This is a genomic window from Pseudomonas sp. LAIL14HWK12:I10 (assembly GCF_900184205.1).
GTDB classification, from domain to species: Bacteria; Pseudomonadota; Gammaproteobacteria; order Pseudomonadales; family Pseudomonadaceae; genus Aquipseudomonas; species Aquipseudomonas kermanshahensis.
Genome location: NZ_FXWU01000017.1, coordinates 54,984 through 81,773, shown reverse-complemented (window position 1 = coordinate 81,773; position 26,790 = coordinate 54,984). Strand labels below are relative to the sequence as shown.

General features: G+C 63.8%; 23 protein-coding genes. 12 read left to right on the top strand and 11 right to left on the bottom strand.

From position 1 onward, the window contains the following. Positions 1–220 precede the first annotated feature (220 nt). Positions 221–2,308: a putative bifunctional diguanylate cyclase/phosphodiesterase gene (locus QOS90_RS25660; RefSeq protein ID WP_027593590.1), complete on the top strand. Its 2,088-nt coding sequence runs from the start codon at positions 221–223 to the stop codon at positions 2,306–2,308. On the opposite strand, the gene QOS90_RS25655 is transcribed toward QOS90_RS25660, so the two are convergent. Together QOS90_RS25655 and QOS90_RS25650 are read right to left on the bottom strand one after the other, a co-directional pair. After that, the gene (locus QOS90_RS25655; RefSeq protein WP_027593589.1) at positions 2,305–2,565 is read right to left on the bottom strand and encodes a DUF1652 domain-containing protein; all 261 of its coding nucleotides are present in this window, start codon (positions 2,563–2,565) and stop codon (positions 2,305–2,307) included. The genes QOS90_RS25660 and QOS90_RS25655 overlap by 4 nt on opposite strands. Before the next feature lie 252 nt (positions 2,566–2,817). Then, on the bottom strand, positions 2,818–3,465 hold the full coding sequence (locus QOS90_RS25650; RefSeq protein WP_027593588.1) for a DUF1345 domain-containing protein: 648 nt from the start codon (positions 3,463–3,465) through the stop codon (positions 2,818–2,820). Positions 3,466–3,613: 148 nt separating this feature from the next. Between QOS90_RS25650 and pgm the strand changes: the two genes are divergently transcribed. Further along, on the top strand, positions 3,614–5,251 hold the full coding sequence (gene pgm / locus QOS90_RS25645; protein WP_085274279.1) for a phosphoglucomutase (alpha-D-glucose-1,6-bisphosphate-dependent): 1,638 nt from the start codon (positions 3,614–3,616) through the stop codon (positions 5,249–5,251). A 134-nt stretch (positions 5,252–5,385) separates the two neighbouring features. Here pgm and QOS90_RS25640 read toward each other — a convergent pair whose 3' ends face one another. Beyond that, complete coding sequence (locus tag QOS90_RS25640; protein ID WP_027593586.1) at positions 5,386–6,339, bottom strand: LysR family transcriptional regulator; 954 nt, start codon at positions 6,337–6,339, stop codon at positions 5,386–5,388. Between the two features lie 147 nt (positions 6,340–6,486). On the opposite strand from QOS90_RS25640, the gene QOS90_RS25635 reads away from it, so the two are divergent. Genes QOS90_RS25635 through QOS90_RS25620 form a run of 4 tightly spaced genes read left to right on the top strand, consistent with a single transcriptional unit; the run spans position 6,487 to position 10,246 of the window. Then, a complete protein-coding gene (locus tag QOS90_RS25635) occupies positions 6,487–7,314 on the top strand; it encodes an amidohydrolase family protein (protein WP_027593585.1) in 828 nt (275 codons plus the stop codon). A gap of 42 nt (positions 7,315–7,356) precedes the next feature. Then, the gene (locus QOS90_RS25630) at positions 7,357–8,706 is read left to right on the top strand and encodes an MFS transporter (RefSeq protein ID WP_085274278.1); all 1,350 of its coding nucleotides are present in this window, start codon (positions 7,357–7,359) and stop codon (positions 8,704–8,706) included. Beyond that, positions 8,703–9,443, top strand: a complete 741-nt coding sequence (locus QOS90_RS25625; protein WP_027593583.1) for an SDR family NAD(P)-dependent oxidoreductase — start codon at positions 8,703–8,705, stop codon at positions 9,441–9,443. Before QOS90_RS25630 ends, QOS90_RS25625 begins: the two co-directional genes overlap by 4 nt. Next, a complete protein-coding gene (locus QOS90_RS25620; protein ID WP_027593582.1) occupies positions 9,440–10,246 on the top strand; it encodes a sugar phosphate isomerase/epimerase family protein in 807 nt (268 codons plus the stop codon). Before QOS90_RS25625 ends, QOS90_RS25620 begins: the two co-directional genes overlap by 4 nt. On the opposite strand, the gene QOS90_RS25615 is transcribed toward QOS90_RS25620, so the two are convergent. Then, complete coding sequence (locus tag QOS90_RS25615; RefSeq protein WP_027593581.1) at positions 10,237–10,653, bottom strand: RidA family protein; 417 nt, start codon at positions 10,651–10,653, stop codon at positions 10,237–10,239. The two genes, QOS90_RS25620 and QOS90_RS25615, sit on opposite strands and share 10 nt — an antisense overlap. Then, entirely contained in the window at positions 10,653–11,972 is a 1,320-nt protein-coding gene (locus QOS90_RS25610) for a flavin-containing monooxygenase (protein ID WP_027593580.1), read from the bottom strand. Before QOS90_RS25610 ends, QOS90_RS25615 begins: the two co-directional genes overlap by 1 nt. A gap of 304 nt (positions 11,973–12,276) precedes the next feature. On the opposite strand from QOS90_RS25610, the gene QOS90_RS25605 reads away from it, so the two are divergent. Further along, the gene (locus QOS90_RS25605) at positions 12,277–12,954 is read left to right on the top strand and encodes a DUF1028 domain-containing protein (RefSeq protein WP_027593579.1); all 678 of its coding nucleotides are present in this window, start codon (positions 12,277–12,279) and stop codon (positions 12,952–12,954) included. After that, on the top strand, positions 12,947–14,107 hold the full coding sequence (gene argE, locus QOS90_RS25600; RefSeq protein ID WP_027593578.1) for an acetylornithine deacetylase: 1,161 nt from the start codon (positions 12,947–12,949) through the stop codon (positions 14,105–14,107). The genes QOS90_RS25605 and argE overlap by 8 nt, the downstream gene beginning before the upstream one ends. Positions 14,108–14,254: 147 nt before the next feature. On the opposite strand, the gene QOS90_RS25595 is transcribed toward argE, so the two are convergent. The 3 genes from QOS90_RS25595 to QOS90_RS25585 all read right to left on the bottom strand — a co-directional run bounded on the left by QOS90_RS25595 (position 14,255) and on the right by QOS90_RS25585 (position 18,688). Next, positions 14,255–15,523, bottom strand: a complete 1,269-nt coding sequence (locus QOS90_RS25595) for a carbohydrate porin (protein WP_085274277.1) — start codon at positions 15,521–15,523, stop codon at positions 14,255–14,257. Positions 15,524–15,651: 128 nt separating this feature from the next. Next, on the bottom strand, positions 15,652–18,069 hold the full coding sequence (locus QOS90_RS25590) for a glucose/quinate/shikimate family membrane-bound PQQ-dependent dehydrogenase (protein WP_027593576.1): 2,418 nt from the start codon (positions 18,067–18,069) through the stop codon (positions 15,652–15,654). A gap of 268 nt (positions 18,070–18,337) precedes the next feature. Continuing rightward, a complete protein-coding gene (locus QOS90_RS25585) occupies positions 18,338–18,688 on the bottom strand; it encodes a cupin domain-containing protein (protein WP_027593575.1) in 351 nt (116 codons plus the stop codon). Positions 18,689–18,805: 117 nt separating this feature from the next. Here QOS90_RS25585 and QOS90_RS25580 point away from each other — a divergent pair, with 117 nt between their 5' ends. Both QOS90_RS25580 and QOS90_RS25575 read left to right on the top strand, forming a co-directional pair. Further along, entirely contained in the window at positions 18,806–19,705 is a 900-nt protein-coding gene (locus QOS90_RS25580; RefSeq protein ID WP_085274276.1) for a LysR family transcriptional regulator, read from the top strand. 113 nt (positions 19,706–19,818) lie between these two features. Next, on the top strand, positions 19,819–21,018 hold the full coding sequence (locus QOS90_RS25575; RefSeq protein ID WP_027593573.1) for an MFS transporter: 1,200 nt from the start codon (positions 19,819–19,821) through the stop codon (positions 21,016–21,018). Between the two features lie 6 nt (positions 21,019–21,024). Here the strand turns inward: QOS90_RS25575 and QOS90_RS25570 are convergent, their stop codons facing one another. Next, positions 21,025–21,636 carry a LysE family translocator gene (locus QOS90_RS25570; RefSeq protein WP_085274275.1) on the bottom strand — a complete coding sequence of 204 codons (612 nt, stop codon included), beginning with the start codon at positions 21,634–21,636 and terminating at the stop codon, positions 21,025–21,027. A 102-nt stretch (positions 21,637–21,738) separates the two neighbouring features. Here QOS90_RS25570 and QOS90_RS25565 point away from each other — a divergent pair, with 102 nt between their 5' ends. Then, positions 21,739–22,713 carry a GlxA family transcriptional regulator gene (locus QOS90_RS25565; protein WP_085274274.1) on the top strand — a complete coding sequence of 325 codons (975 nt, stop codon included), beginning with the start codon at positions 21,739–21,741 and terminating at the stop codon, positions 22,711–22,713. A 33-nt stretch (positions 22,714–22,746) separates the two neighbouring features. On the opposite strand, the gene QOS90_RS25560 is transcribed toward QOS90_RS25565, so the two are convergent. After that, positions 22,747–23,598 carry a CAP domain-containing protein gene (locus QOS90_RS25560; protein ID WP_027593570.1) on the bottom strand — a complete coding sequence of 284 codons (852 nt, stop codon included), beginning with the start codon at positions 23,596–23,598 and terminating at the stop codon, positions 22,747–22,749. A 270-nt stretch (positions 23,599–23,868) separates the two neighbouring features. Between QOS90_RS25560 and QOS90_RS25555 the strand changes: the two genes are divergently transcribed. After that, positions 23,869–26,034, top strand: a complete 2,166-nt coding sequence (locus tag QOS90_RS25555) for a TonB-dependent receptor (RefSeq protein WP_085274273.1) — start codon at positions 23,869–23,871, stop codon at positions 26,032–26,034. 117 nt (positions 26,035–26,151) lie between these two features. On the opposite strand, the gene QOS90_RS25550 is transcribed toward QOS90_RS25555, so the two are convergent. Next, complete coding sequence (locus QOS90_RS25550) at positions 26,152–26,763, bottom strand: cell wall hydrolase (RefSeq protein ID WP_027593568.1); 612 nt, start codon at positions 26,761–26,763, stop codon at positions 26,152–26,154. Positions 26,764–26,790 lie beyond the last annotated feature (27 nt).

The following is a 26,790-nucleotide window of genomic DNA, read 5'->3' as shown; positions in this document are numbered from 1 at the left end:
CTTCCTTGTAGGAGCAGCCTTGTGCTGCGAAGAGGCCCTAACGGCTAATACATCGCTACCAGGCATACGGGCCTCTTCGCAGCGCAAGGTACGTATGCCCAGCCGTGGCATCCCAGCACTTGGATCCATTCCCATTCGCAAAAACCCCGTGCGTTTCGCCAAAGCTTGAGTACAATCGTCAGCTTTTTCCGGGCCCCCTGGCCCGTCGCTGGAACTCCCAATGCTGACCGGTAGCTACTCCTCTTCGCTGGTGTTGATTTCGCTGTGCGTGGCGATCCTGGCGTCCTACACCGCCCTTGACCTGACCGGCCGTATCGCGACGGCCAAGGGCAGGGCTGTGCACCTGTGGATGGGGGGCGGTGCGTTGGCCATGGGGGTCGGCGTGTGGTCGATGCACTTCATCGGCATGCTCGCGTTCAGCCTGCCCATTGACCTGGGCTACGACCTTGGCCTGACTGCGTTCTCGCTGTTGATTGCGGTGCTGTCGTCAGGCTTTGCCTTGTGGCTGGTAAGCCAGCCGAGCCTGCCCTGGCTGCAACTGGGCTTTGGCGCGTTGATCATGGGCGCGGGCATCAGTTGCATGCACTACACCGGTATGGCCGCGCTGCGCATGCTGCCGGGCATCGACTATGACCCTACGCTGTTCGGCGCCTCGCTGATGATCGCCGTGGGCGCCTCGGCAGCGGCGTTGTGGATCGCGTTCCGCTTGCGCAAGCACACCCCTTACGTCCGGCAGATTCGTGGCCTGGCAGCAGTGATCATGGGGATGGCCATCGTCGGTATGCACTACACCGGCATGGCCGCAGCCAATTTCCGCGAGGGCAGTTTCTGTGGTGCGCTGGCCGGTGGGCTGCAAGGCGACGGGCTGGTCTACCTGGTGTTGATCACCACCCTGGCAGTGCTGGCGGTAGCTTTGTTGACCTCGGTACTGGACGCACGCCTGGAAGCGCGCACGGCGGAACTGGCCCGTTCGCTGACCCTGGCCAACCAGGAACTGACCCAGCTGGCCCTGCACGACACGCTCACCGACCTGCCCAACCGCACCTTGTTGGCCGACCGCATCGAGCAAGCCATCGCCAAGGTGGCGGAGCAGGGCGGTTGTTTTGCGCTGATGTTCATCGACCTGGATGGCTTCAAACCGGTCAACGATGCCTTTGGTCACCACGTCGGCGACTTGCTGCTCAAGGCCGTGGCGGCGCGCCTGCGCGGCCATTTGCACAGCCAGGACACGCTGGCGCGCATTGGCGGCGACGAGTTCGTGCTGCTGGTGGAGTTGCAGGAGCCCAACGATGCCATGGATGTGGCAGTCAAGCAGGTCAACCTGGTGTCGCGGCCGTTCCGCGTCGCCGAGCATGATTTGCAGCTCACGGCCAGCCTGGGCATTGTCCTGTACCCCGGCAATGGCCAGGATCAGCACGAGTTGCTGCGCAATGCCGATGCCGCGATGTACCACGCCAAAAGCGCCGGTAAAAACGGTTACAGCTTCTTCGACGCGTCGATGAACAGCAACGCCCGGCAGCAATTGCAGTTACTGCAGGACCTGCGCCAGGCCCTGGAGCAGCGTCAGTTCCGCCTGCACTACCAGCCCAAGTTCGATGCCCAGGCTTGCCAGCCGATCGGTGCCGAAGCGCTGCTGCGCTGGGAGCACCCGCAGCAGGGCCTGCTGCTGCCTGACCGGTTCATCGGCCTGGCGGAAAAAACCGGCCTGATCATCCCGATTGGCGAGTGGGTGCTCGACGAAGCCTGCCGGCAGATGCGCCAGTGGCTGGACCAGGGCCACCAGGGGTGGCGTATGGCAGTCAACCTGTCGGCCATCCAGTTTTGCCATGCGGGGCTGGTCGACAGCGTGGCCCGGGCCCTGCGCGAAAACGGCCTGCCGGCCAACTGCCTGACCCTGGAGATTACCGAGACCACCGCCATGCATGATGCCGATGCCAGCCTGACAGTGTTGCAGCGCCTTTCCGACATGGGCGTGGACCTGTCCATCGATGACTTCGGCACGGGCTATTCCAGCCTTATGTACCTGAAGCGACTGCCGGCCAACGAACTGAAGATCGACCGGGGGTTTGTGCGTGACCTGGAGCAGGACAGCGATGACGCCGCGATCGTCTCGGCGATTGTCGCACTGGGCCAGGCGCTGGGCTTGCGCATCGTTGCCGAAGGGGTAGAGACGGACAAGCAGCAAGACTTCCTCACCCGCCTGGGGTGCGATTCGCTGCAGGGTTATCTGCTCGGGCAACCGGTGCCGGCCGAGCAATTCATGGGCAAATTGCAGGCCATGCGGGAGACGCCTGAGGTGGCAGTCTAGCCTGCGTCGCGCAGGGCGAAGACGGGTACGAAGGCGTCCATCTCAGCCTCGACCGCTTCAATGATGCGCTCGACATCCGCAGCGGCCATGATCGCAGCGCAAGGGATGCCGGCAATAGCCAGCAAGGTTTCTCCGGTGGCGCGGTCGAACAGGCGCGCGATCATGCTGCGCGGTGCATCCATGCTGGCTTCGAAGCCGAGCGGGTGGAAATGCCAGCGCATCACCTGGCAGGCGTTCGGGAACGTCATTTTGTTCATGCCAGCCTCCTTGTCCGTACCTGGACGCGGTGAGCGGGAGGCCGCGTGCACGGCCGCCGGGAATGTAACCATAGCACCTGCCACGCCATTGCCCAGGGTGGGAATACGCCGGAATCGTGGAGGTTTGACCTAGGTCACAGTGCTGTTATGGCCGCTATCCACCGGCAGCTCGCCTGGCAAACGTTTTCCTTGCGGGGTGCCGCAGGTAACGGCCGCATTTACCGCACAGGGTTTTCGGACGAGCGGTGCGTGCTACCCCAGCAGGCCGGCCGCAATGTTGATGGTGAACCCCAGAATGGCGGTGTTGAACACGAACCCTACCACTGAATGTGCCAGCACCACCCGGCGTAACCCCCTGCCAGCGACGCCAACATCGGACGTTTGCACCGCCACACTGATAGTGAACGAGAAGTAGTGAAAGTCCCAGTAATCCGGGTTGCGCTCGCCATCGGCGAAGCGCAGCGGGGGCTCATGGTTATGGCCGGTATAGAACAGCCGGGCGTAGTGCAGGCTGAAGATGCAGCCGATCAACAGCCAGGAGCCGGCCACGGTCAATCCGGTGTACAGGTAGTGCAGGGCCAGGGCGCTGCCTTGCAGGCCGCGGCTGGAGACCAGTTGCAAGGTGATCGCGGCCAGGCTGGCGATGGCAGCGATGCAGACGGTGAGCAGGACCAGGCCGGCGTTCTCATCCTCGACCTGGGCAACGTTGCGGACCTTTTCCGGGTTGGCGCTCCAGGTAAGCCACAGGACCAGCAGCAGGTAGAGCCAGACGCCGAGGTTCCAGCCGACCAGAATGTGCTGGACCGTGTCACCGGCAGGGATCAGCCAGGCGCCGATAATGCCGACCAGGGTGGCGAACGTGAGGCGAGGGTGGGTACGTGTCAGGCGGTGAAAAGCCATGGGGCCTCGTTGCCGGGGAGTGGTGGCTAATACTCTAGACCATTGCCAGGTGCTGACGGCTTTCATCGCGTCGCCCGTCGCGCGGCGTTGCAACTCTCAGTACACTGCACGTTCCAACACCAACATTCGTTGAACTCGAGGTTTCTGCATGACGCTCAGTCCTTTGGCAGGCAAGCCGGCTCCGGCCAGCGTGCTGGTCGATATCCCCCGACTGCTCACCGCTTACTACACCGGCCGCCCCGATGCTGGCGTGGTGGCCCAACGGGTGGCCTTCGGCACCTCGGGGCACCGAGGCACCTCGCTGGAGCTGAGTTTCAACGAGTACCACGTACTGGCCATTACCCAGGCCATCTGCCTGTACCGCCAGGAGAAGGGCATCGATGGCCCGCTGTTCATTGGCGCCGACACCCATGCGCTGTCGGCACCGGCCACGGCCAGCGCCCTGGAAGTGCTGGCGGCCAATGGCGTGCAGGTGATGCTGTCCAAAGACGACGAGTACACGCCGACCCCAGCGGTATCCCACGCCATCCTGTGCTACAACCGTGGCCGCGAGCAGGGCCTGGCCGATGGCATCGTCATCACGCCGTCGCACAACCCGCCGCAAAGCGGTGGCTTCAAGTACAACCCGCCCAATGGCGGCCCAGCCGACAGCGACGTGACCAAGTGGGTCGAGGCCAAGGCCAACGAGCTGCTGGCTGCGAACCTGGCTGGCGTCAAACGCATGGACCATGCCCAGGCACTGCAGGCTGCCACCACGCACCGCCACGACTACGTGAGCCACTACGTGGCAGACCTGGGCAATGTCATTGACTTCGACGTGATCCGCAGCGCCAACCTGCGCCTGGGCGTCGACCCGCTGGGCGGCGCCGGGGTTAACTACTGGTCGGCGATTGCCAAGCATTACAACCTGAACCTGGAAGTGGTCAACAGCGAGGTCGACCCGACCTTCCGCTTCATGACCGTCGACTGGGACGGCCAGATTCGCATGGACCCATCCTCGCCCTACGCCATGCAGGGCCTTATCGGCCTGCGCGAGCGCTTTGACGTGGCCTTTGCCTGCGACCCGGACCACGACCGCCACGGCATTGTCACCCCGGATGGCCTGCTGCAGCCGAACAACTACCTGGCCGTGGCCATCGACTACCTGTTCCGCCACCGCCCGCAATGGCGCAGCGACGCAGCCGTGGGCAAGACCGTGGTGTCCAGCGGCCTGATCGATCGCGTTACCGAGCGCCTGGGCCGTAAATTGTTCGAAGTGCCGGTAGGCTTCAAGTTCTTCGCCCAGGGCCTGTTCGACGGGTCGTTGGGCTTTGGTGGCGAGGAGAGCGCGGGGGCTTCGTTCCTGCGGCGCGATGGGTCGGTCTGGGCCACTGACAAGGACGGTTTGATCCCGGCCTTGCTGGCCGCCGAGATGACCGCACGCACCGGTCGCAACCCGAGCCAGGCTTATGCCGACCTGACCGCAGCACTGGGCAAGCCGTACGCCACGCGCGTCGAGGCCAAGGCGGATGCTCGGCAGAAGGCGTTGTTGAGCAAGCTGGCACCTGAGCAGGTCAAATCGACAGAGCTTGCTGGTGAGCCAATCGTGCAGATCCTCAGCCATGCGCCGGGTAACGGCCAGGCGATTGGCGGGTTGAAAGTGATGACCGCCAACGGCTGGTTTGCCGCACGGCCGTCGGGCACCGAGGACATTTACAAGATCTACGCCGAAAGCTTTATCGACGAGGCACACCTGCAGCGCCTGGTGCAGGAAGCGCAGGTGTTGGTGGACGCGGCGATCGCCTGATTGTACTCAAGGGGCTGCCTTGCAGCCCATCGCCGGCAAGCCGGCTCCCACAGGGTCTTCGCAAGGTCTGAGCCTGCGCAGTTACCTGTGGGAGCCGGCTTGCCGGCGATGGGGTGCCGGGCGGCCCCGGTTCATCAAGGGGTTGGCAACGCGAACCCCTCGATCCCCCGCCCCAGCTTCAGGGCCTGCGCATGCAGCACCTGCATCAGGTGCAGCGCCGAGTGCGAAGGTGGCTCGAAGCGCGAATAGACGACACTGATGTCGAAGTGGATTTCGTCGGCCAGGGGGACCACCGTCAAGCCGCTGTCCTGCGCCACGAACTCGTCGATCAAGCTAATGCCCATGCCCTGCTTGACCAAGGCCACAGCTTCGTTGGCATTGGTGAACGACAACAGCGACTCCAACTGCAGCCCGCGCTGGTGGATGTGTTCGGCCAGCAATTTGCCGAACGGCATGTCGGGCCTGAACAGCAGCAGGGCATGGCCTTGCAGTTGCTCCAGCGCCAGTGACGGATGCCGCGCCAAGGCATGCTCCGGCGGCATCACCACCACCATGCGCCCGCGCATGAACGCGCGTGAATGCAGGTGATCGTGGATCACCGGCAAGGCGGCAATCGACAGGTCGACCTTCTTCGACAGGATCTGGTTCGGCATTTCACCCATCAACGAGGTCTGCCACTCGATGTTCAGCGAGGGTGACTCACGCTTGAGTTGGGCCAGCGCAATCGGGATGACCACGGTCGACAGCGAGGCGCTGCACGAGATGCGCAGGTTACGGTGGCCGCCACTGCCCAGTGACAACGCACATTCATTGACCTCCAGCGCGGCCTGATATACCCGCTCGACTTCGCGGTACAGAATCTGCGCTTCGTGGGTCGGCACCAGGCGGTTGTTGATGCGCTCGAACAAGCGGTATGCCAGCCGCCCCTCGATGTACTGGATCAATTTGCTCACGGCCGGCTGCGACACGTAGAGCATCTTCGCCGCCGCGCTGATCGAGCCCGTCAACATCACCGCACGAAACACTTCCATGTGCCGCAGTTTGAACACCAGGTTGCGGGCTTCCGGGCCGTCATGGTCGAGGGGCATAAGCATTACCTTTGGTTATGGTCTTCGCCATCTGGGTATGAGCGCAGACGCCGGGCACGCAGTATCTTGAAGCCTGCCGAGTCGCCTTCGCGGCGCACAATAACAAGATCTGCAGGCAAGCGCAGCGGCGCTTGACGGGAGTGTTGCGTGAACATCTTCGATGAACCCAAGATCGATTGCCATAACCATTTGTTTGACCCCGCGCGCTTTCCCTACCACCCCGACGCGCCTTACGCCCCGTCCGGGCAGGAGGTCGCCACCCTCGAGCAATTCAACCGGGTGATGGACGCCTATGGCGTGCAGCATGCCTTGCTGGTGGGGCCGAACAGTGGCTACCACACCGACAATAGCTGCCTGCTGAGCGCGCTCGCCACTGGGCAGGGGCGTTTCAAGGGGGTGGCGGTGGTTAGCCCTGACATCACCCTGGATGCGCTGGCTACGTTGCAGGCGCAAGGGGTGGTCGGGGTGGCCTTCAACCCGGCGTTGTACGGTGTGGCGAGCCTGGATGCAGCCGACGGGTTGTTCGGCAAGCTCGCCGAGCTCGACCTGTTTGCGCAGATTCAGGTGTGCGAAGACCAGTTGCTGGCGCTGCGCGGGCTGCTTGAGCGCACGTCGGCGCGCGTGTTGATCGACCATTGCGGCCGCCCGGAGGTGAGCGCCGGTATTCACCAACCGGGTTTCCAGGCCTTGCTGCGGTTGGCCGCGAGCGGCCGGGCCAGCGTCAAGCTGTCCGGCATGCAGAAGTTCGCCTCGGCCGATGCGCTGCAGGCGCAGAGCAGTGCCTACGTTCATGCCCTGCTCGAAGCGTTTGGCCCACAGGCCTGCGTGTGGGGCTCCGATTGGCCGTTCATTCGCCAGCGCTCGCGGGTGGACTACGGGCCGCTGCTGAAACTGGCCGAGCAACTGATGCCAGATGCGCAACTGCGCCGCACCGTCATGTGGGACACGCCGCGACGTCTGTTCGGGTTTGCCTAGCGCACCGCCCTTTGCCATTCCAATAACAAGAGAGCAACCGTCATGAACACTGAACAGAACCTCGGTGTGGGGGCGTTCGACACGCCTGCACGCCTGCAACAACGTACCCGCACCCGCTTCATGATCCTGGCGCTGATCTCCGGCGGCACGATGATCAACTACCTCGACCGCAGCGTGATGGGCATTGCGGCGCCTAGCATCAGTGCCGACCTGGGCCTTAACGCCGCGATGATGGGGGTGATCTTCTCGGCGTTTTCCTGGACCTACGCGGCGGCCCAGATCCCCGGCGGGATCCTCATCGACCGGCTGGGCACCAAGTTCACGTATTGGCTGGCCTTGACGCTGTGGTCGCTGTTCACCGGCCTGCAAGGGTTGGCCCAGGGCTTTCTGTCGCTGTTGGGCATGCGTTTTCTGGTGGGGGTGACCGAAGCGCCGTGCTTCCCCACCAACAGCCGCGTGGTGGCGACCTGGTTCCCACAGAGTGAGCGGGCCAGGGCGACTGGCATTTACACCTTTGCCGAGTACACGGGGCTGGCGTTTCTTACGCCGCTGCTGTTCTGGGTACTGCACGCCTACGGCTGGCGTTTTCTGCTGATGGCGGTCGGGCTGATGGGCATCCTTTACGGCCTGGTCTGGTGGCGCAAGTACCATGAACCGCACCAGTCCACCACGGCGAACAAAGCCGAACTCGACTACATCGCAGCGGGCGGTGGCGTGGTCGACGGTGGCCAGAAAGCCACGGTATTCCGCTGGTCGCAGATCCCGGCTCTGCTCAAGCACCGCAACATGCTGGGCATCTGCCTGGGGCAGTTTGCCTGCAACTCGACCAACGTGTTCTTCCTGACCTGGTTCCCGACCTACCTGGTCACCGAGCGGCACATGCCGTGGCTGAAGGTTGGCTGGGTCGCGGTGCTGCCGTTCATCGCCGCCTCGCTGGGCACCCTGGTCGGTGGCTGGTTGTCCGATGCCTTGCTGCGCCGCGGCTACTCCCTGAACGTGGCGCGCAAGCTGCCGGTGATTGCCGGCCTGCTCACCGCGTCGGTGATCGTGCTGGCCAACTATGTCGAGTCCGACGCGCTGGTAATCGCCATTCTCTGCATCGCCTACTTCGCCCAAGGCATGTCGGCGCTGGCCTGGATGATCGTTTCCGACATCGCGCCAAAGGGCCTGCTGGGCTTGAGCGGTGGCCTGTTCAACCTGTTCGCCAACGCGGCGGGCATCGTCACCCCGTTGACCATCGGCATCATCGTTTCGATGACCGGGTCGTTCGTCTGGGCCTTGGCCTTCGTGTCGTCGATCACCGTCCTCGGTGCCCTGTGTTACCTGTTCATGGTGAGCGACCTGCGTCGTCTGCCAGACATCCCTAACCTCGAAAATGGAGCAAAGCAATGAGCCAATACCTGCAAGGGCAGACTGCAATCGTAACCGGCGGCATGCGTGGCATCGGCCTGGGGATTGCACAGCGGCTGCACGCCGCAGGTGCCCACGTGGTGATCTGGGACTTGGCGGTCGATGGCTGGGACACAGCCGAAAACGGCTTTGAGCCGGTGCTGCGCCAGTCTGTCGATGTTTCATCACTGGCGTCGGTGGAAGCGGCATTTGCCGACGTGCTTGCACACGTCGGGCAGGTCGAGATCCTGGTCAACAACGCCGGTATCAATGGCCCAGTGGTACCCGCCTGGGAATACCCGCCAGCGGCCTGGGACAAGGTCATCGCCATTGACCTGAACGGAGTGTTCTATTGCTGCCGCACCGCCATCCCGCACATGCGCGAGCGCGGCTACGGACGCATCGTCAACGTCGCCTCGATGGCGGGCAAGGATGGCGTGCAGTACATCTCGGCGTACTCGGCGGCCAAAGCAGGCGTGATCGCTTTCACCAAGGCCGCAGCCAAGGAGCTGGCGCAAGATGGCGTGCTGCTCAACTGCGTGGCGCCGGCGATGGTAGAAACCCCGCTGATGGCCGAAATGACCCCGGAGCACATCGCAGCGAGCAAGGCCAAAATCCCCATGGGGCGCTTCCTGAAGGTCGAGGAAATCGCCAACATGGTGAGCTGGATCGCCGGGCCAGAGTGCAGTTTCACCACCGGCTTCGTGTTCGACCTCAGTGGCGGGAGGGCGACCTATTGAGGGGCCTGGGCGTCGCTCACTTGACGGCACTGGATCTGGCGCCTGCCGTGCTGGTGCGCGAGGCGAGCCGTGCCGGCTTCAGCGCGGTGGGGCTGCGCCTGCATCCGGTGATGCCGGGTGCGCTGGCCTACCCGGTAACGGCGGGCAGCCTGGCGCTGCGTGAGCTCAAGGCGGTCATGGCGGGTGAGGGCGTACGGGTCGCTGATATCGAGTTCGTGTCATTGACGCCCGAGGTGGTGGTCGCCGATTACGAGCCTTTGCTGGCGGCAGGTGCGGAGCTGGGGGCGGTAAGCCTGACGGTGTCGGGCGATGATGCCGATGTCGCGCGGCTGACCGGGCATTTCGCGGCCTTGTGCGAGCTGGCAGGGGGTTATGGCGTGCGCGTGGACCTTGAATTCATGCGCTGGCGGCCGGTGGCGAACGTGCACCAGGCCTATACCGTGGTGGCAGGGGCGGGGCAGGACAACAGCAGCGTGCTGGTCGATGCCCTGCACCTGTTTCGCGCTGGCGCAGCGGTAGCGGACCTTGCCGGAATCGACCCGCGTTACTTGCGCGCCGTGCAGTTGTGCGATGCCCCACTGCAGGCACCACCCGACAGCGGCATCATCCAGGAAGCGCGCGAGGGCAGGCAGTTGCCTGGCCACGGGCAACTGCCGTTGGCGCAGTTGCTCGCAGCCTTGCCCCGCGACGTCAGCCTCAGCGTCGAGGTGCCGTCTGCCCATTTGCACGGGGCAGAGCGGCTAAGGGCAGCTGCGCGAGTCACGCAGGCCTGGCTGAGCGGGCTGCCGGCAGGTCAGGCCTGATCCGGCACCACTGCGATTACATCGATTTCCATCAACCACTCGGCCTGGGCCAGGCCCGCCACCACCAGCCCGGTGGAGATCGGGAACACGCCTTTGAGCCATTTGCCGACTTCCTTGTACACCGGCTCGCGGAAGCGCGGGTCGGTGATGTAGGTGGTGGTCTTGACGATGTGCGACAGGTCCGAGCCAGCCTCCTCAAGCAGTTGCTTGACGTTTTTCATCGCCTGTTCGGCTTGTGCCCGAGGGTCGCCCAGGCCTACCAGGCGCCCTTCGAAGTCAGTACCCACCTGGCCGCGTACGTAGATGGTGTTGCCGGCGCGCACCGCCTGGCACAGGTCGTTGTCCAGGGTCTGGTTAGGGTAGGTGACCTTGGTGTTGAACATGCGGATACGGGTATGGGTTGGCATCAGTGGGCTCCAAGGGTGCTGACGTTGTTGATTGTGGGTTGCTGCTGCTCATCCGCGGCGCGTTGCTGGCTGTCGCGGTAGGCCAGGTAGGTCCGTTGCGTGGCGATGTGCCCGGCGACGTGCTTGGCGTCGTGCCACACGCCCCAGATGAACGACGAGCCGCGGCGTGACAGCCAGGGCAGGCCGAGGAAGTACACACCGGGTTCGCGGGCAACACCGCGTTGGTGTTGTGGCTTGCCGTTGGCGTCGAAGGTGTCGACCTGCAACCAGCTGAAGTCCACGCCGTAGCCGGTGGCCCAGATGATGGTGCTGACGCCGGCCTGGGCCAGGTCGAGTGTGTGCAGCGGGTTGCTCAGGCACTCAGGGTCGGGCAGTTGCTTGCGCGCCTCCGGCTCTTCAGGCAGGTCCAGGCCATTGCGTTCGATGTAGGCATCGGCTGCATCGAGCAGGGCCAGGTAGTTTTCGTCGCCACGGCGGATGTTGTCTGCCAGGTTGTCCTGGAAGGTGGCAATGCCATCGGCGAACGATTGGGTCAGGCCGACCAGGGTCATGCCTTGGTGGGCGAGGGCGCGGAAGTCCACGGTGTGGCCGCCGCGTGCGCCGCTGACAGCAATGGTCACGTGCTCGCGGCCAGGCTTGGCGATTTCTGCGTCCCACTCGCCCAGCACACCCAGCCACCAGCAGAAGTCGCGGTTGCGGTAGGCACGCGGCGGGCGGTCATGCGCACCGACCGACAGGTATACCTGGCGCCCGGCGCGCATCAGTTCTTCGGCAATCTGCACGCCCGAAGAACCGGCGCCCACCACCAGCACGGCACCGGCGGGCAGCTGCTCGGGGTTGTAGTAGGCGGCGGAGTGGATCTGGTGCAGGCGCTCGTCCTTTGGCGCGATGGCAGGGATCACCGGGCGCTGGAACGGGCCAGTGGCAGCAACCACGCGGTTGGCGCGGATTACGCCCTCGTTGGTTTCGATGGTGAAGCCTGGGCGATCGCTGTTGCGCACCACCTTCTTCACCTCGATGCCGGTGCGCACCGGCAGGTTGTACTTGCGCACGTACTGTTCGAAGTAGTCGGCAACCTGATCCTTGCCAGCGAAGGCATCGGCGTCGAGGTTGAATTCCAGGCCAGGGAAGCGGTCGTGCCAGACCGGGCCGTTGGCGACCAGCGAGTCCCAGCGGCCCGTACGCCAGGCTTCGGCGATGCGCTTGCGCTCCAGCACCAGGTGCGGCACGCCGAGCTTGTTCAGGTGTTCGCTCATGGCCACGCCGGCTTGGCCGGCGCCGACGACGAGGGTGTCGATTTCGAGGTTGTTCAAAGTCATGTCCGAGCCCTTTATCAGGCGGTTTTTGTCAGGTCGGTTTGGAGGACCGCCGTTGCCTGAGGCCAGACTAGGGACGCTGCGCAAATGGCGAAAATAGTATTTAGCTAGGGCTTGCCGATAAAACGGCGAAGGCCTTGATTCATAGGGCTTGCCGCGGTGCTTGAGGGGGATTTTTGATGCCGTTCGGGGTGGTGCGGGCGGCCTTAGTTTTTTCCTCTTCAAGCCCTCGGAAAAAGGTGGTTTCGCGCCCTGGAGGGTTCCACCCAGAATGCCCTGCATCGGACAGAACAACAGGAACCATCACATGACTTTCTCCATCATCGGTCGTTGCCAGGAAACCGGCCAAGTCGGTATCGCCATCAGCTCGTCGAGCATCGCGGTCGGGGCGCGTTGCCCCTGGGTGCGCGCAGGTGTGGGGGCGGTCGCAACGCAGAACATCACCTTGCCGGCATTGGGGCCGCAGTTGCTCGATGTGCTGGAGCAGGGCCAGTTGCCGCCGGCAGCTGCACTAGACAGGGTGCTGAACGCCAATGGCTGGAGCGAATACCGCCAGGTCACCGTAATCGACAGCCAGGGCCAGGTCGCGTTGTTCACCGGCAAGCAGGCGCTTGGGGTGCACAATGCCGTGGCCGGCGAGCAGTGCGCTGCTGCGGGTAACTTGCTGGCGTCCAAGCAGGTGATCGAGGCCATGGTGCACGCGTTTGAACAGGCCGGCGGGCACCTGGCCGATCGCCTGTTGACGGCCATGCAGGCGGCGATGGCGGCCGGGGGCGAGGCAGGGCCGGTGCATTCCGCAGCGCTGAAGATCGCCGGCGAGCTGACCTGGCCGCTGGTGGACCTGCGCGTCGATTGGGCCGATGAAGACCCGATCGGCCAGCTCGATGGCCTGTGGCAGGCCTATCGCCCTCAGATGCAGGACTACGTGACCCGCGCCCTCGACCCGACGGCGGCGCCAAGCTATGGAGTGCCGGGCAATGAATGAGCGCACCAGCCGCGCGTTGCTTGCCCGGCTGATCGGTTTTGCCACGGTCAGCCGCGATTCGAACCTGGCGCTGATCGGTTTCATCCGTGACTACCTGGCGGACCTCGGCGTGGAATGCGAGTTGTTCCATAACGCCGAGGGCACCAAGGCCAACCTGTTTGCCACCCTCGGCCCGCAGGACGTTGGCGGTGTAGTGCTTTCGGGGCACACCGATGTGGTGCCGGTTGACGGCCAGGCCTGGACGGTCGAGCCGTTTGCCTTGAGTGAGCGGGAGGGGCGCCTGTATGGGCGGGGTACTGCGGACATGAAGGGCTTCATCGCCTCTGTCCTGGCAGCGGTCCCCGCGTTTCTCGCGCAGCCTTTGCGTATTCCGCTGCACCTCGCGTTCTCCTATGACGAAGAAGTGGGTTGCCTGGGGGTACGCTCGATGCTTGCGGCGCTTGCACAGCGCCCACACAAGCCGCGGTTGTGCCTGATCGGCGAGCCGACCGAGCTCAAGCCAGTGCTGGGGCACAAGGGTAAGCTGGCAATGCGTTGCCAGGTGCACGGTGCGGCCTGTCACTCGGCTTATGCGCCTTATGGGGTGAACGCCATCGAGTACGCCGCGCGATTGATCGGCAAGCTGGGTGAGATCGGTGATGGTTTGGCGCAGCCTGAGCACCATGACACGCGTTTCGACCCGCCGTTTTCCACGGTACAGACCGGCGTGATCAAAGGTGGCAGGGCGTTGAACATCGTGCCCGAGGAATGCGAATTCGACTTCGAGGTGCGCGCATTGCCTGGGTTCGACGCTCAGGGGGTGGCTGACCAGTTGCAGGGCTACGCCGAGGCAGAGTTGCTGCCGCGCATGCGCGCCGTCAACCAGGGCGCCGATATTCGCCTTGAGGCGCTGAGTGCTTACCCGGGGCTGGCCACGCCGGCTGACAGCGAAGCGGCACGTTTGGTCGCCTTGCTCAGTGGTTCAGCGGCGTTCGGCACGGTCGCGTTTGGTACTGAAGGCGGCTTGTTCGACCAGGCCGGAATCCCGACGGTGGTCTGCGGGCCGGGGAGCATGGAGCAGGGGCACAAGCCGGACGAGTTTGTCAGTGTCGAGCAGTTGCAGGGGTGCGATGAGATGCTGCTGCGGCTGGTGGATTACCTGCGCGAAGGTTGAGTTATTTTTGCCGGTTTTCAGCATTCCTGGTAGGAGCAGCCTTGTGCTGCGAAGAGGCCGTGGCAGCAGAGAAAATTCACTGTGCTGTCACGGGCCTCTTCGCAGCACAAGGCTGCTCCTACAGGATGCGGGCAATGCCGTGATGAATCAGAACGTCGCCTTGACCTGTAGGCCCACTACCAGCGCATTGTCGATATCCTTGCCCGAGAACGCACCCGGCTCGATGATGTACTGCACATCCGGGCGCAGGTTCAGCCATGGCGTGGCCTGGTAGCCGTAGCTCAGTTCAATCAACTGCTCGGCGCTGTCGATGTTCGGGAACTGCTGCCCTGCGTTGAACGCAGCGTCTTCCAGCACATCGCGGCTACGCGGGTTCGGCACGGCGCGGCCATAGCCCAACGACAGGGTATCGCGCGGGCGGCCTTCGAACGGCTTGTACAGCACAACGCCGGTGCCATACCACTTGGTGAACGGCGAAGCGGCCTCGCTCGATGCCGAGTATTGGCCAAAGGCGTGCAGGCTGCGGCCTGGCGAGCTTGGGTCATTCCACACGGCCTGGTCGATCAGCAGGTAATGGCCGCCGCGGCCGGATACTTCCTTGTCGCTGCCAATGCGTTTCACATCGGAGCTGTCGTAGTAGTAGCCCAGCTTGTACTCACCTGGCAGTTCGCCTTGCAGTTTGTACACCAGCTCAACCGGCACCACGGTACCTGTGGTGTGCTTGGGCCCCAGGTGCCAGGCACGGCTGGAATTGCCGTTGCTCTCGGGGTCGACGTTGAAGGCCGCGACACGCAGCTGCCAAGACGGCGACAGGTCGTATTTTACCCGCACGCCCAGGTGGGCGTTGGGGTAGTTGGTCCAGCCGCTGCCGCCCGACATGTTCAGTGGGTGGCCACAGAAGCCGGCGTTCATGAAGTTGCACAGGATGCCACTGTCCAAGCCGCCGAGGTCGTTGCCCATGGCCATGTAGCCGAGCTTGACGTTCAAGGCCGGGGTGAACAGGGTGCGCTCGTAGCTCAGTTCAGTCAGGCGGGTGTACAGGCCGCCGTAGTTTTCCTGGATCGGCAAGCGGTTGCCCACCAGGTCTTCCGAGGCGCTGTTGCCGCGACGGTCGTTGATGGTCAACTGCACCTTGCCGCCGTTTTCCAGGCCGTACAGTTTCGACAGGTCGAACTGCACGCCCAGCTTGAGGTTCTGCGAGTAGCGGGCCGAACGGTGCAGGCCACCGTGGGCGTTGTAGGCGGTTTCACCGCTGTAGTCGCCGGTGAACTTGACGCCGTCTTCTTCCAGCTGATGGCGCAGGCCGCTCCAGTCACCGGTCAGGGTGTTGCGGGTCATCAGGTCGCCGTCGGCGAGGGCGGTGGTGCTGGCCAGGGCGAGCAGGAGGGGAGAAGTGATGCGAATTGCGGATGGCATTGCGGGGTCTCGGGTAGTGTTCTAGGGCCTCTTCGCGGGTGAACCCGCTCCTACAGGGCCTGCACCCTTTGCAAGTGCAGTGATCATCCTGTGGGAGCGGGTTCACCCGCGAAGCAGGCGACGCAGTCTTACGGCAGGGCGTAAGAAATCACATAGTCGCCACGGTCAGTCGACTGACGCGCGCCACCGGCGGTGATAACCACATACTGCTTGCCGGTTTTCGGCGAAACGTAGGTCATCGGGCCGCCCTGGCTGCCAACCGGCAGACGGGCCTTCCAGATTTCATTACCGTTGCTGCTGTCGTAGGCGCGCAGGTAGAAGTCCTGGGTGCCGGCGATGAACACCAGGCCGCCTTGGGTGGACAGTGTGCCGCCCAGGGTTGGCAGGCCAATCTTGATCGGCAGGTGCATGCGGATACCCAGCGGGCCGGTGTCCTCGACGGTGCCGACCGGGACCTGCCAGGCGATTTGGCGGGTCTTCATGTCAACCGCGGTCAGGGTGCCGAACGGCGGAGCCTGGCAAGGGATACCGGCGACCGACAGGAAGCGGTTCTTGTTCACCGCATACGGCGTGCCCTTGAGCGGTACAGCGCCCATGCCAGTGTTCAACGCTTCGCCACCGGAGGCCGCGTTGCCTTTGTTCTGCGAAGGGATCATTTGGATCCACAGGCCCAGACGCATGTCGTTGACGAAGATGAAGCCATGCACCGGGTCGGTGGAAATGCTGCCCCAGTTCATGCCGCCCAGCGAGCCTGGGAAACTCAGCGACAGGTCGGTGCCCGGCGCGGTGTACAGGCCGTCGTAGCGCATTTTCTTGAAGTCGATGCGGCACAGCAGCTGGTCATACGGGGTGGCGCCCCACATGTCCGACTCGGTCAGGGTCTGCGCGCCGATCTGTGGCATGCCCACCGATTTTGGTTGGGTCGGGGAGTACGGCTCGTTCGGGATGTTGCTCGGTTTGACCGGAACTTCGTCGACCTGGGTCAGCGGCTTGCCGGTTGCACGGTCAAGCACGTAAATCTGCCCGGCCTTGGTGCCGATCACCACCGCAGGCACGGTCTTGCCGTCATCCTTGGTGAAGTCGATCAGGCTTGGCTGCATTGGCAGGTCGAAGTCCCAGAGGTCGTTGTGAACGGTCTGGTACACCCACTTCTGGTTGCCGGTGGTGGCGTCCAGTGCCAGGACCGAAGCACCGTAGGTGTGGTCCAGCTTGTTGCGCTCTACGCCATAGATGTCGGTGGACGACGAACCCATCGGCAGGAACACGGTGTTCATTGCCGGGTCGTAGGACATCGGGGCCCAGCTGTTCGGGGTGCTGCGCACGTAGGTGCTGCCGTCGGCCGGGGCGTTGCGGTCTTCCGGGTTGCCTGGGTCGAAGGCCCAGCGCATGGCGCCGGTGATGACGTCGAAGCCACGGATGACGCCACCTGGCATGTCGGTCTGAACGTTATCGGCAACGCGACCGCCAACCACCACGGTGGTACCGGCCATCAGTGGCGCGGACGACAGTTGGTAGAAGGAATCCGGCACATCGCCCAGGCCAGCCATGAGGTTGACCTGGCCGTTGTTGCCGAAGCCTTGGCAGAACTCACCGGTGTCGGCGTCGACGGCGATCAGGCGGCCGTCGATGGTGTTGGTCAGCAGGCGGCGCTGGCAGTTGGCACCGGCCGGGACAGTGGCCATGGCGATGGGCGAACTGTTCGGCTGGGTTGGCTGGGCCAACGGCGCGGTGGCGTCGAAGTAGGCCATGCCGCGGCAACGCTGCCAGACCTTGGACTGGGCGTTGATCTCGTTTTTCCACAGCTCTTTGCCGGTGTCGGCATCGAGGGCGATCAGGTTGTTGTGCGGGGTGCAGATGAACACCTTGTTGCCAACCTGCAGTGGGGTGAGTTGGTCCTCGGCACCGTTGCCGTCGCTGATGGCGACGTCACCGGTGTGGTAGGTCCAGGCCACCTTGAGCTTGTTGACGTTGTCGCGGTTGATCTGGTCCAGCGCGGCGAAGCGGCTGCCACCTTCGGTGTTGCCGTAGTGGGCCCAGTCTTTCTGCTCTTTGCCGGCTTCGACCGGGGTCATGCCAGGGCCTTTGCCGGTCGGGGCGACGCTTGGGTGAGCAACGAACATGTTGCCTGCGGCAATGACCAGTGCCACCGCCATCACGCCTGCGATGCCGTACGCGCCGCGGCCAGCGGTGCCGCCGTTGGCACGTACCAGCAGGGGGTAGACCAGCGCCACGACCATGCCGATTGCGCCGAACATGAACACGCGCGAGAACAGCGGCCAGAACACCAGGCCGGTGTCGATCACGGCCCAGATTGCGGTACCGATCAGGAACAGGGCATACAGCCAGGCACCGGCGACCTTGCGGCGTGCGATGAGGATACCGGCGATGGCCATGGCCAGGCCGCCGATCAGGAAGTACCAGGAGCCGCCGAGGCCGGCCAGCTTGATACCGCCGGCGGCCAGGAGCAGGCCGAGCAGGGCGACGATAACGCCTAGGCCGACCAGAATGAGGTTTGTGGCGCCAGAGGCGCGCGGTGTTTCTTTCATGCCAGGGATCTCAGCAGGTGGAATGGGCGCAGTTTAAGCCCTTAGCAAGCTAATTAACAAGTTAGTACAAAGTTTTGTGAGGCTGATTGTCGCAGGGTTGAACTTGCCAAGGTGTTGGCAAAAGTCTAGATCAGGCAGCGAAAAATGCAGTAAACAAAGCGTTCATGACAGATATGGAATCAGTACTCATACTTTGGTCGAGTCGTCGAAAAGCAATGTGTGCAGGGGCCACGCTGCGCCAGCAGGCCCCGATTGGACGGTTCGACACCTATTCCGGCCAAGGGCTAGCGCTGCTGTAGAACACGGCCAGCCATACTGTCGCGATGCCCGGCGCGGTCCATTCCACGCGGTGGCGATAATGCGCTGGTATATCGACGCAGTCGCCGGGCTGCAGCAGCCGCGTATGGTTTTCATGCTCGAAGCGTAGGCCCGCGGCACCGCTGAGCAGCACGATCCACTCACCTTCGGCCTGGTCGTACCAGTACCCGGGCGGGCTGGATTGGCCGCTGGAAACAATGCGCTCGATGCGCACACCGGGGCGGCTGAGCAGTTCGTCGACGCGCTCGGCAGCGGTCGGGTCGCAGGGAGGCAAGGTATTCAGCATGTTGAAGGGGGCCATCTGAAATCTCGTTCAAAGGGAGGTGCTTCCACTATGGACGTGATTGCGGGGGCGTGCGCTTCTTGACCATCCCTGCGGTTTGTAGGACTGTTCCGAGCTTTAAAAGACGGAAGACACATGGACAAGCTGCTGGCCATGAAGATGTTCGCGGCGACGGTCGATGCCCAGGGGTTTTCCGCGGCCGCGCGCAAGCTTGGCGTGGCGACCTCGTCGGTGACCCGCCTGGTCGATGCACTGGAGGCCGAGCTGGGGGCCACCTTGTTGAACCGCTCGACGCGCCAGGTCAGCCTGACCGAGGCGGGTGCCCGTTACTACGCGCGGGCCCGGGGCATTTTCGAAGCGCTGGATGAAGCCGATGCCAGTGTCGCTGACCGGGGCGAGGAGCCGGTCGGTGTGCTGCGGCTGTGCCTGCCGGTGGAATTCGGCCGGCGGGTGATTGCGCCGCACCTGGGGCTCTTTCTGGCCAAGCACCCGGCGCTTGAACTGGACATCGATCTGAGCGACCGCCTGGACGACTTGCTCGATGGCCGTTACGACCTGTCGATCCGGCTGGGTGACCCAGCGCCCAATGACGAACTGGTGTGCCGCCCACTGGGCCGGTTCGAGCGTTGGCTGGTGGCCAGCCCGGGCTACCTGGCCGGTCGTGCAGCACTGGAGCACCCGCAGCAATTGCTGGAGCACGCCTGCTTGCGTTTTCGCTATGGGCAGAAGGCGCGCCCCTGGTGCATGACGCGGGGCCAGGAGGTGCTGGAACTGGACGTGAGCGGGCCGTTGCGCAGCGCCAATGCCGACCTGTTGCGCGAAACCGCGTTGGCTGGCAGCGGCATTGCCCTGCTGGCCGACTGGCTGGTGCGTGAGGACGTGGCCGATGGCACGCTGCAGCGCGTGTTCGGCGACTGGCAGGTCAGCCCCGGTACTGCCAACGACAGGATCAACGCGCTGTACTTGCCCAACCATCGCGGGTCGCGCCGCGTGAACGCCTTCATCACCTTTTGCGAAGGCCTGTTGGCGCACTGAGCCGTCAGCGTTGCGCAGGGTGCAAAGCCCTGTTGCGCGCCGGCCGGATTCTCGGCCGCGGCACGTCTGGGTAAGGTGTGTGGCATATTTCGTCCCTTGTCGAGGAACATCGCATGAACCCCTCCCTAGCCGCAGAGCAGCCGTCGGCCACTGGCCTGAGCCGGGCCTTGGTGACCCTGTTGGCGTTCTGCTGCGGCGCCATCGTTGCCAATATCTACTATGCCCAGCCCATCGTTGGGCTGATCGCCCCCGACCTGGGCCTGTCCACTGAACGGGCGAGCCTGATCGTTTCCCTGACCCAACTGGGCTATGCCCTGGGCCTGCTGTTACTGGTTCCGCTGGCCGACCTGCTGGAAAACCGCCGCCTGATGATCGCTACCGCGGTGCTGGCCTGCGTCAGCCTGCTGTTGGCTGGTACCAGTAGCAGTGGCCAAGGGCAGCTGTTTCTGGGCTATGCACTGTTGATCGGCTTCAGTTCGGTCGCGGTGCAGATGCTGATCCCCCTGGCAGCGCACCTGGCCCCTGAGCAACAGCGTGGCCGGGTGGTCGGCAACATCATGGGGGGGCTGTTGTTGGGCATTCTGCTGGCGCGGCCGGTGTCGAGCCTGGTGGCCGATCACTTCGGCTGGCGCACCGTGTTCATCGGCGCGGCGGGCGTGATGCTGGCGATCATCCTGTTGTTGGCGTTGACCCTGCCACGCCGGGTCCCGGAGCACAACGCCAGCTATGCCGGGCTGATGCTGTCGCTGGTGGCGTTGCTGCGCCGTTACCCGGTGCTGCGTCAACGGTCGCTGTACCAGGCGTTGATGTTCGCTGCGTTCAGCCTGTACTGGACGGCTGTACCCCTCGCGTTGGCGGGGGTGCATGGCCTGTCGCAGAGCCAGATCGCGCTGTTCGCCCTGGTAGGGGCGGTAGGGGCCGTGGCCGCGCCCATCGCCGGCCGCCTGGCCGATGCCGGGCATGCCCGTGCAGGTTCCCTGGCGGCGTTGGTACTGGCGCCTGTGGCGCTACTGGTCGGGCTGACGGCACCGGGCTTCAGTGTGATCGGCCTTGGGCTGACCGGTGTGTTGCTGGACTTCGCGGTGCAGATGAACATGGTGATTGGCCAGCGCGAAGTCTATGCGCTGGACCCGGCAAGCCGCGGGCGCCTGAACGCGGTGTACATGACCAGTATCTTCCTGGGCGGGGCGCTGGGTTCGTCGGTGGCCAGTGCCGTGTTTGCCCAGTATGGTTGGCAGGGGGTTGCGCTGGTGGGTGCCGGGCTGCCGGGTTTGGCGCTGTTGGTGTTCCTCCTGCAAGGGCGCCGCGGCTGAGCTGAATCAGCGCCCCAGTGGCAACGCGACGCCGATCACTGCGAACAAGCTGCCACAGCAGCGGTTGAACCCTTTGCCACCCTTGGCCAGCCAGGGCCGGATGCGAAACGCCAAACGCGCGAGCCAGTATTCGACCAGGAATTCCACGCTGGCAAAGGTTGCCGCCATCACCACGAACTGCATCAACAGCCCCCGCTGCGGGTCGAGGAACTGCGGCAGAAACGCACCGTAGAACAGCAACACCTTGGGGTTGGCCATGGCCGACAGCAGGCCCTGACGAAACAGGCCCGCATTGCCCAGGCTGCGGGCCCGCTGCGTTACTTCAAGGTGCAGCGCCGGGCTGCGCCACAGCTGGATACCCAGCCAGACCAGGTAAGCGCCGCCCACCCATTTGAGTATGCCAAGCACCGCTGCAGAGGTTTGCAGCAGGGCACTGAGGCCGAACATCGCCAGGGCGATCAAGGCACTGAAGCCAACTACCCCGCCAACGATGGTGAACAGCGTACGGCGTGCGCCATACAGCGCGCCGTGGGTCAACGCGAGCAAGCTGTTGGGGCCTGGAGTCAGCGACAGGCCGATGCTGGCCAGCAGGTAGATAAGCCAGGTGTCGAGTGCCATGGGGGAGTGCCTGATAGGATTGGAGAACGCCAGTCTAGGGCACAACGCGTTTTTTCAAAGGTATGATCTAGACATTCGATGGTCTGATCTGGACGTGCTCTCATGCCCCCTGATATCCGCTTGCTGATCCTGCCCCTGCCGGCGTTTGCCCTGCTGCCGTTCGGTGCATTTCTCGACAAGCTGCGTTTCAGCGCCGATGACGAAGACTACAGCCAGCAGCGCTATTGCAGCTGGACCCTGGCAGGCTTGACCCTCGACCCAGTGCCCGCGAGCAGTGGTGCGGTGGTGCAGGTGGAAGCCATTGCCGAACAGCTCGACATGGCCCACTACGACTACCTGGTGCTGTTCGGCGGCCGCAACGCCATGGCCACCGCTGAACTGGCACCGCGCTACAAGGCGTTGCTGAAGCGGGCTGCCAAGGCGGGTGTGAAGCTGGTGGCCGTCGACAACGCCGCCTTCCTCTTGGCCGCTTGCGGCCTGTTGGATGGGCATGACGTAGTGGTCCATTGGCGGCATGAAGCCGAGTTTCGAGCGACGTTCCCTCATCTGAAGGTACTGCGCGACCAGCTCTATCACATTCAAGGTGGGCGCATTACCTGCGCGGGAGGGACCGCGGCAATCGACCTGGTGGTAGAACTGCTGTCGCGTGCCTGTGGCCGGGCTCGGGCGCTGAAGGGCTTGGCCGACATGTTGGTGGACGAGACGCGCGACAGCCGCCATGCCTTGCGTTCGTTGGAGCCGGGGGTGGGGCACGGGCGAGCGGTGCAGCGTGCCCTGGCGTTGATGCGGCATCACCTGGGTTCACCGTTGTCGATCGAGCAACTGGCGGCAGAGCTGTGCATCAGCCGGCGTCAGCTTGATCGTCAATTCCAGGCCAGCCACGGGATGAGCGCCAAGGCCTGGTGGTTGGAAATGCGCTTGCAGCAAGCGCGCTGGCGGTTGCTCAATTCCAGCCACGGCCTGGCGCAGATTGCCGATGAAGTGGGGTTGGGGGATGCCAGCCACCTGGGTAAATGCGTGCGGCGGCGCTTTGGCTGTACGGCACTGCAACTGCGCGAGGGTGCCGCTGTTGCCTGAGCGGCCGCATCGCCCGCCAGGCTGGTCTGGCGTTTACTGCGGTGTGCCAAACATCCCCGTCCAGTAGATCCCTGCATCACTTTTCGGGTCGACAGCATAGGCCGCCCCTAGCTCGCGAAAATCCGGGTTCATCAGGGTCGCGCAATGCCCAGGGCTGGCCAGCCAGCCGTCGACCACCTTATGCGCGGTGTCGCGGCCTGCAGCGATGTTCTCGCCGATCTGCTGATACAAGTAACCGGCCAGCTCGGCCCGATCGCCAGGGGTGCGGCCGTCGCGGTCGATATGGTCGAAAAAGTTCTGGTTGGCCATGGCCCGCGTATGGTTGGCGGCAACGCCGGCCAATACGGTGCTCCAGCTCAGCGCGGGCGCGGCGGCAAACGGCTGGCCGCCGCATTGGCGTGGCAGCTTGCGCGCCGCGTTGATTTCTTGCAGCACCTTCTGCCCTTCAGCCTGCCAATCCCCCAGGCGGCTGCTGAGCAGGGGGCGGGCAAGGACGATGCGCCAGTCGCGGCCTTCTTGGCTGACACCGATGTCGACGAACTGCGGGTCGAGCACCACCTGGCAGAAGCTTTCCTCGATGGCATGCATGGCCGCGCGCGCATCGCGCGGGCCCGAGAGGCTGATGGCCTGCACGTTGACCATCGGGTAGGCGGCGCGGGACATGGCCTGTTGCAAGTCGCGGGTGCCCTCGGGCGACAGCGCCAGGCGGGTGTCGCTGTTGAGTGGCGGCAGCTCCAGCGACGCCTCGCCACCACAGGGCTGGGCCTTGCTGCGGTAGACGTTGATCGATTCGATCAGTTGCGCCTCCTCGCCGGTGACGGCCAAGGCCCCGGTCGAGACGACCAGGCCCAGCGACAAGGCGGCAACAGATGACAGGACGCGCATGTGAATCTCCCTATGACTGGCAGCGTCGGGGTAAGCGCTGCTCATCCTACACAAGCACAGGGTTTTTGGCCCAGTCCCGTGCAAAGCAATACAAACGACGGCAATCGTTGCAGGCGGCATAAGAGGAAGTAGACCGCTGGGCGCACAAAAAGTGCGATCACTTGTTAATTATTCGTAACTTCAGCTGGAAACAATTCGCAATCGCGATTAATTTATGCCCTCCACCCCACGTTGCCAGGAAGGCGTCCATCCGATACCCAGGAGCCTTTCATGGCACGACCCCGTCATTATCAATCGACCTTTCTCGCTGTCTGCTGTTCCGTTGCGGTTACTGCACAGGCGGCTGATGGCGTGATCCAGCTGGATGCCACTGCTATCGACGCCGAGTCTGCCAAGGTCAAGGGCGAACTCCCGCAAGCCTTTGCCGGTGGGCAGGTCGCGCGGGGCGGGCAGGTGGGCGTGCTGGGCAATCAGGACATGATGGACGTGCCGTTCACCATGACCAGCTACACCGCGCAATTGATCGAGGACCAGCAGGCCGAGGATATCGGCGATGTGCTGCTCAACGACCCGTCCGTGCGCCAGTCGTTTGGCTTCGGCAACCAGTCGCAGGTGTTCGTCATCCGCGGGTTGCCACTCAGCGGTGATGATGTGGCGTTCAATGGCCTGTATGGCGTGTTGCCCAGGCAGATGATCTCAACCGATGCGGTAGAGCGGGTCGAGGTATTCAAGGGGCCTAACGCCTTCCTTAACGGCGCCAGCCCGACCGGAACCGGTCTTGGCGGCAACGTCAACCTGCAGCCCAAGCGTGCCGGCGATGTGCCCACGCGTCGCTACACCCAGGACATCAGCAGCGACGGCCGCGTTGGCGAACACCTGGACATCGGCCAGCGTTTCGGTGAGGACAACCGCTTTGGCGTGCGCCTGAACCTGTCGCAACGTGAAGGCGAAACCGCAGTCGACGACCAGGATCAACGCAGCAAGCTGTTCATTGCCGGCCTTGACTATCGGGGTGACAACTTCCGCCTGTCTACCGACTTCGGCTACCAGAAGCAGCGCGTCAACCACCTGCGTAACTCGGTGCGCCTGGGGGCCGGCCTCACCGATATCCCGCGCGCGCCAGATGCCGACCACAACTACGGCCAGGGCTGGGCCTGGACTGAAACCGAAGACACGTTCGGCATGGCCAGGGGCGACTACGACTTCAACGACAATTGGAGCGGCTACCTGGCCGGTGGCGTCAAGCACACCCATGAGAACGGCTTCTACGGCACGCCGATTCTGACCAACGCCGCCACGGGCGACGCCACCATCGCCGGTTCGAAAATCCCCCACAATGAAGACAACACCACCTTCATGGGTGGCATCAACGGCCGCGTGCAGACCGGCCCGGTCAGCCATCAGCTGAACATCGGTGCGGCCAGCATCTGGACCCAGCAAGAAAATGCGTTCGTCTTCTACAACGTGCAGGCCACCAACCTCTATCACACTGACCCGCTGCCCAAGCCCACCACCCCAACCTTTACCGGTGGCAAGTTAGATGACCCTGGGGTGACCGGCAAGACGCGCAACCGCAGCATTGCCGTGTCCGATACGCTGGGCCTGTTCGACGATAGCCTGCTGGTCACGGTAGGGGTGAGGCGCCAGCAATTGCGGGTTGAAGGGTATGCCTATGACGGCGAGGGCGCGGACCTTGGGCGCAACGCGTTCTACGACGAGTCGGTGACCACGCCTGTCTACGGCATCGTCTACAAGCTCAACCCGTCGATCTCGCTGTACGCCAACCGCATCGAGGGCCTGGCGCAGGGCGCGACGGCGTCGGGGCAGGTCATCAACGCCGGGGAAGTGTTCCCACCCGCCAAGACCAAGCAGGTCGAAGCAGGGGTCAAGCTCGACTACCAGACCTTCGGTGCCAACCTTGCGCTGTTCCGTATCGAGCGGCCCACCGATGGCTTTGTTCAGGGCAATGTATTCGTCCAGGACGGCGAGCAGGTAAACAAGGGTATCGAGCTGAGCGTGTTTGGCGAGCCGCTGCAGGGGCTGCGCCTGATGGCCGGCGGCACCCGCATGGACACAGAACTGAAAAACACCCAGAACGGTGCCAATGATGGCAACCATGCGGTCGGTGTACCGACCTTCCAGCTCAACGCCAGCGTCGACTGGGACGTGCCTGGCCTGAAAGGCGTAGCACTTAATGCCCGCATGCTGCGCACCGGTGGCCAGTACGCCAACCCGGCCAACACGCTCACCCTACCAACCTGGAACCGCTTCGATGTAGGCGCACGTTACCGATTCAAGGTGCAGCAGAAAGAGGTCACTTTGCGGGTGAACGTGGAGAACCTCACCGACAAGAACTATTGGGCCTCGGCCAACGGCGGCTACCTGACCCAAGGCGACCCGCGCCTGGTCAAGTTCTCCGGCTCGATAGACTTCTGACGCTCACTGAGCAGCCTTGTGCTGCGAAGAGGCCGGTGAAAGCACAGTGAATCTTCGCTGCTTTCACCGGCCTCTTCGCAGCACAAGGCTGCTCCTACACCCACACACACACACACGTCAGCGGGCCTGCGCCTGCTTAGGCTTGTAGAACAGAAAATGTGTAGTTACCGCAGTCTTGCGGTAGGCCTTGGCCCAATCCGGGTGCACATTGCGGTCGTGGAAGTACAGCGCACCGCCGGTAGGGTCCTTGAGCTGCTGGTTGAGCGCCTTGCGCGCGATCTCTTTGGCGATGTCGTAACGCTGCGCTTCCTCGACCTGGTCCGAGCGCCCGTCACACCACCAGGAAAATTGGCAGGCCTTGGTTTCCACGCCTTGTTTGACGACGCCACAAATGGTGTCCGGAAAGCCATCATGCCCCAGGCGGTTGAGCACGACACTGGCCACTGCCGTCATGTCCTTTTCGTTGGCCCCCTTGGCTTCCCAATAGATGGTGCGGGCCAGGCAGGTGATGCTGTCGTCCAGCGGCGATTGGCCTGCCGGGTCGACTGCTTTCACTTCGCCTGGGGTGATGGTTTCGGCCTTTTTCGGCGGCGGGGCGTCCTCGACCACCTTTTCTTCAAGGACTTCGGCCTTGTCCTCGGCGACCGCGGCCTTGGCCGTGTCTGCGGCGTGCAATGGGCCTGCAAGCAGGGCCGAGGTCAAGCCGATTACCATCCACGAGAGGCGCATGGCCGAGCTTCCGATCGCTGAGATGAT

What these genes read in the sequence shown, in the direction of transcription:
- QOS90_RS25660 (WP_027593590.1), top strand. Translation starts at nt 221, where the DNA reads ATGCTGACCGGTAGCTACTCCTCTTCGCTGGTGTTGATTTCGCTGTGC.
- QOS90_RS25655 (WP_027593589.1), bottom strand. Translation starts at nt 2,565, where the DNA reads ATGAACAAAATGACGTTCCCGAACGCCTGCCAGGTGATGCGCTGGCAT.
- QOS90_RS25650 (WP_027593588.1), bottom strand. Translation starts at nt 3,465, where the DNA reads ATGGCTTTTCACCGCCTGACACGTACCCACCCTCGCCTCACGTTCGCC.
- pgm (WP_085274279.1), top strand. Translation starts at nt 3,614, where the DNA reads ATGACGCTCAGTCCTTTGGCAGGCAAGCCGGCTCCGGCCAGCGTGCTG.
- QOS90_RS25640 (WP_027593586.1), bottom strand. Translation starts at nt 6,339, where the DNA reads ATGCCCCTCGACCATGACGGCCCGGAAGCCCGCAACCTGGTGTTCAAA.
- QOS90_RS25630 (WP_085274278.1), top strand. Translation starts at nt 7,357, where the DNA reads ATGAACACTGAACAGAACCTCGGTGTGGGGGCGTTCGACACGCCTGCA.
- QOS90_RS25625 (WP_027593583.1), top strand. Translation starts at nt 8,703, where the DNA reads ATGAGCCAATACCTGCAAGGGCAGACTGCAATCGTAACCGGCGGCATG.
- QOS90_RS25615 (WP_027593581.1), bottom strand. Translation starts at nt 10,653, where the DNA reads ATGCCAACCCATACCCGTATCCGCATGTTCAACACCAAGGTCACCTAC.
- QOS90_RS25610 (WP_027593580.1), bottom strand. Translation starts at nt 11,972, where the DNA reads ATGACTTTGAACAACCTCGAAATCGACACCCTCGTCGTCGGCGCCGGC.
- QOS90_RS25605 (WP_027593579.1), top strand. Translation starts at nt 12,277, where the DNA reads ATGACTTTCTCCATCATCGGTCGTTGCCAGGAAACCGGCCAAGTCGGT.
- argE (WP_027593578.1), top strand. Translation starts at nt 12,947, where the DNA reads ATGAATGAGCGCACCAGCCGCGCGTTGCTTGCCCGGCTGATCGGTTTT.
- QOS90_RS25595 (WP_085274277.1), bottom strand. Translation starts at nt 15,523, where the DNA reads ATGCCATCCGCAATTCGCATCACTTCTCCCCTCCTGCTCGCCCTGGCC.
- QOS90_RS25590 (WP_027593576.1), bottom strand. Translation starts at nt 18,069, where the DNA reads ATGAAAGAAACACCGCGCGCCTCTGGCGCCACAAACCTCATTCTGGTC.
- QOS90_RS25585 (WP_027593575.1), bottom strand. Translation starts at nt 18,688, where the DNA reads ATGGCCCCCTTCAACATGCTGAATACCTTGCCTCCCTGCGACCCGACC.
- QOS90_RS25580 (WP_085274276.1), top strand. Translation starts at nt 18,806, where the DNA reads ATGGACAAGCTGCTGGCCATGAAGATGTTCGCGGCGACGGTCGATGCC.
- QOS90_RS25575 (WP_027593573.1), top strand. Translation starts at nt 19,819, where the DNA reads ATGAACCCCTCCCTAGCCGCAGAGCAGCCGTCGGCCACTGGCCTGAGC.
- QOS90_RS25570 (WP_085274275.1), bottom strand. Translation starts at nt 21,636, where the DNA reads ATGGCACTCGACACCTGGCTTATCTACCTGCTGGCCAGCATCGGCCTG.
- QOS90_RS25565 (WP_085274274.1), top strand. Translation starts at nt 21,739, where the DNA reads ATGCCCCCTGATATCCGCTTGCTGATCCTGCCCCTGCCGGCGTTTGCC.
- QOS90_RS25560 (WP_027593570.1), bottom strand. Translation starts at nt 23,598, where the DNA reads ATGCGCGTCCTGTCATCTGTTGCCGCCTTGTCGCTGGGCCTGGTCGTC.
- QOS90_RS25555 (WP_085274273.1), top strand. Translation starts at nt 23,869, where the DNA reads ATGGCACGACCCCGTCATTATCAATCGACCTTTCTCGCTGTCTGCTGT.
- QOS90_RS25550 (WP_027593568.1), bottom strand. Translation starts at nt 26,763, where the DNA reads ATGCGCCTCTCGTGGATGGTAATCGGCTTGACCTCGGCCCTGCTTGCA.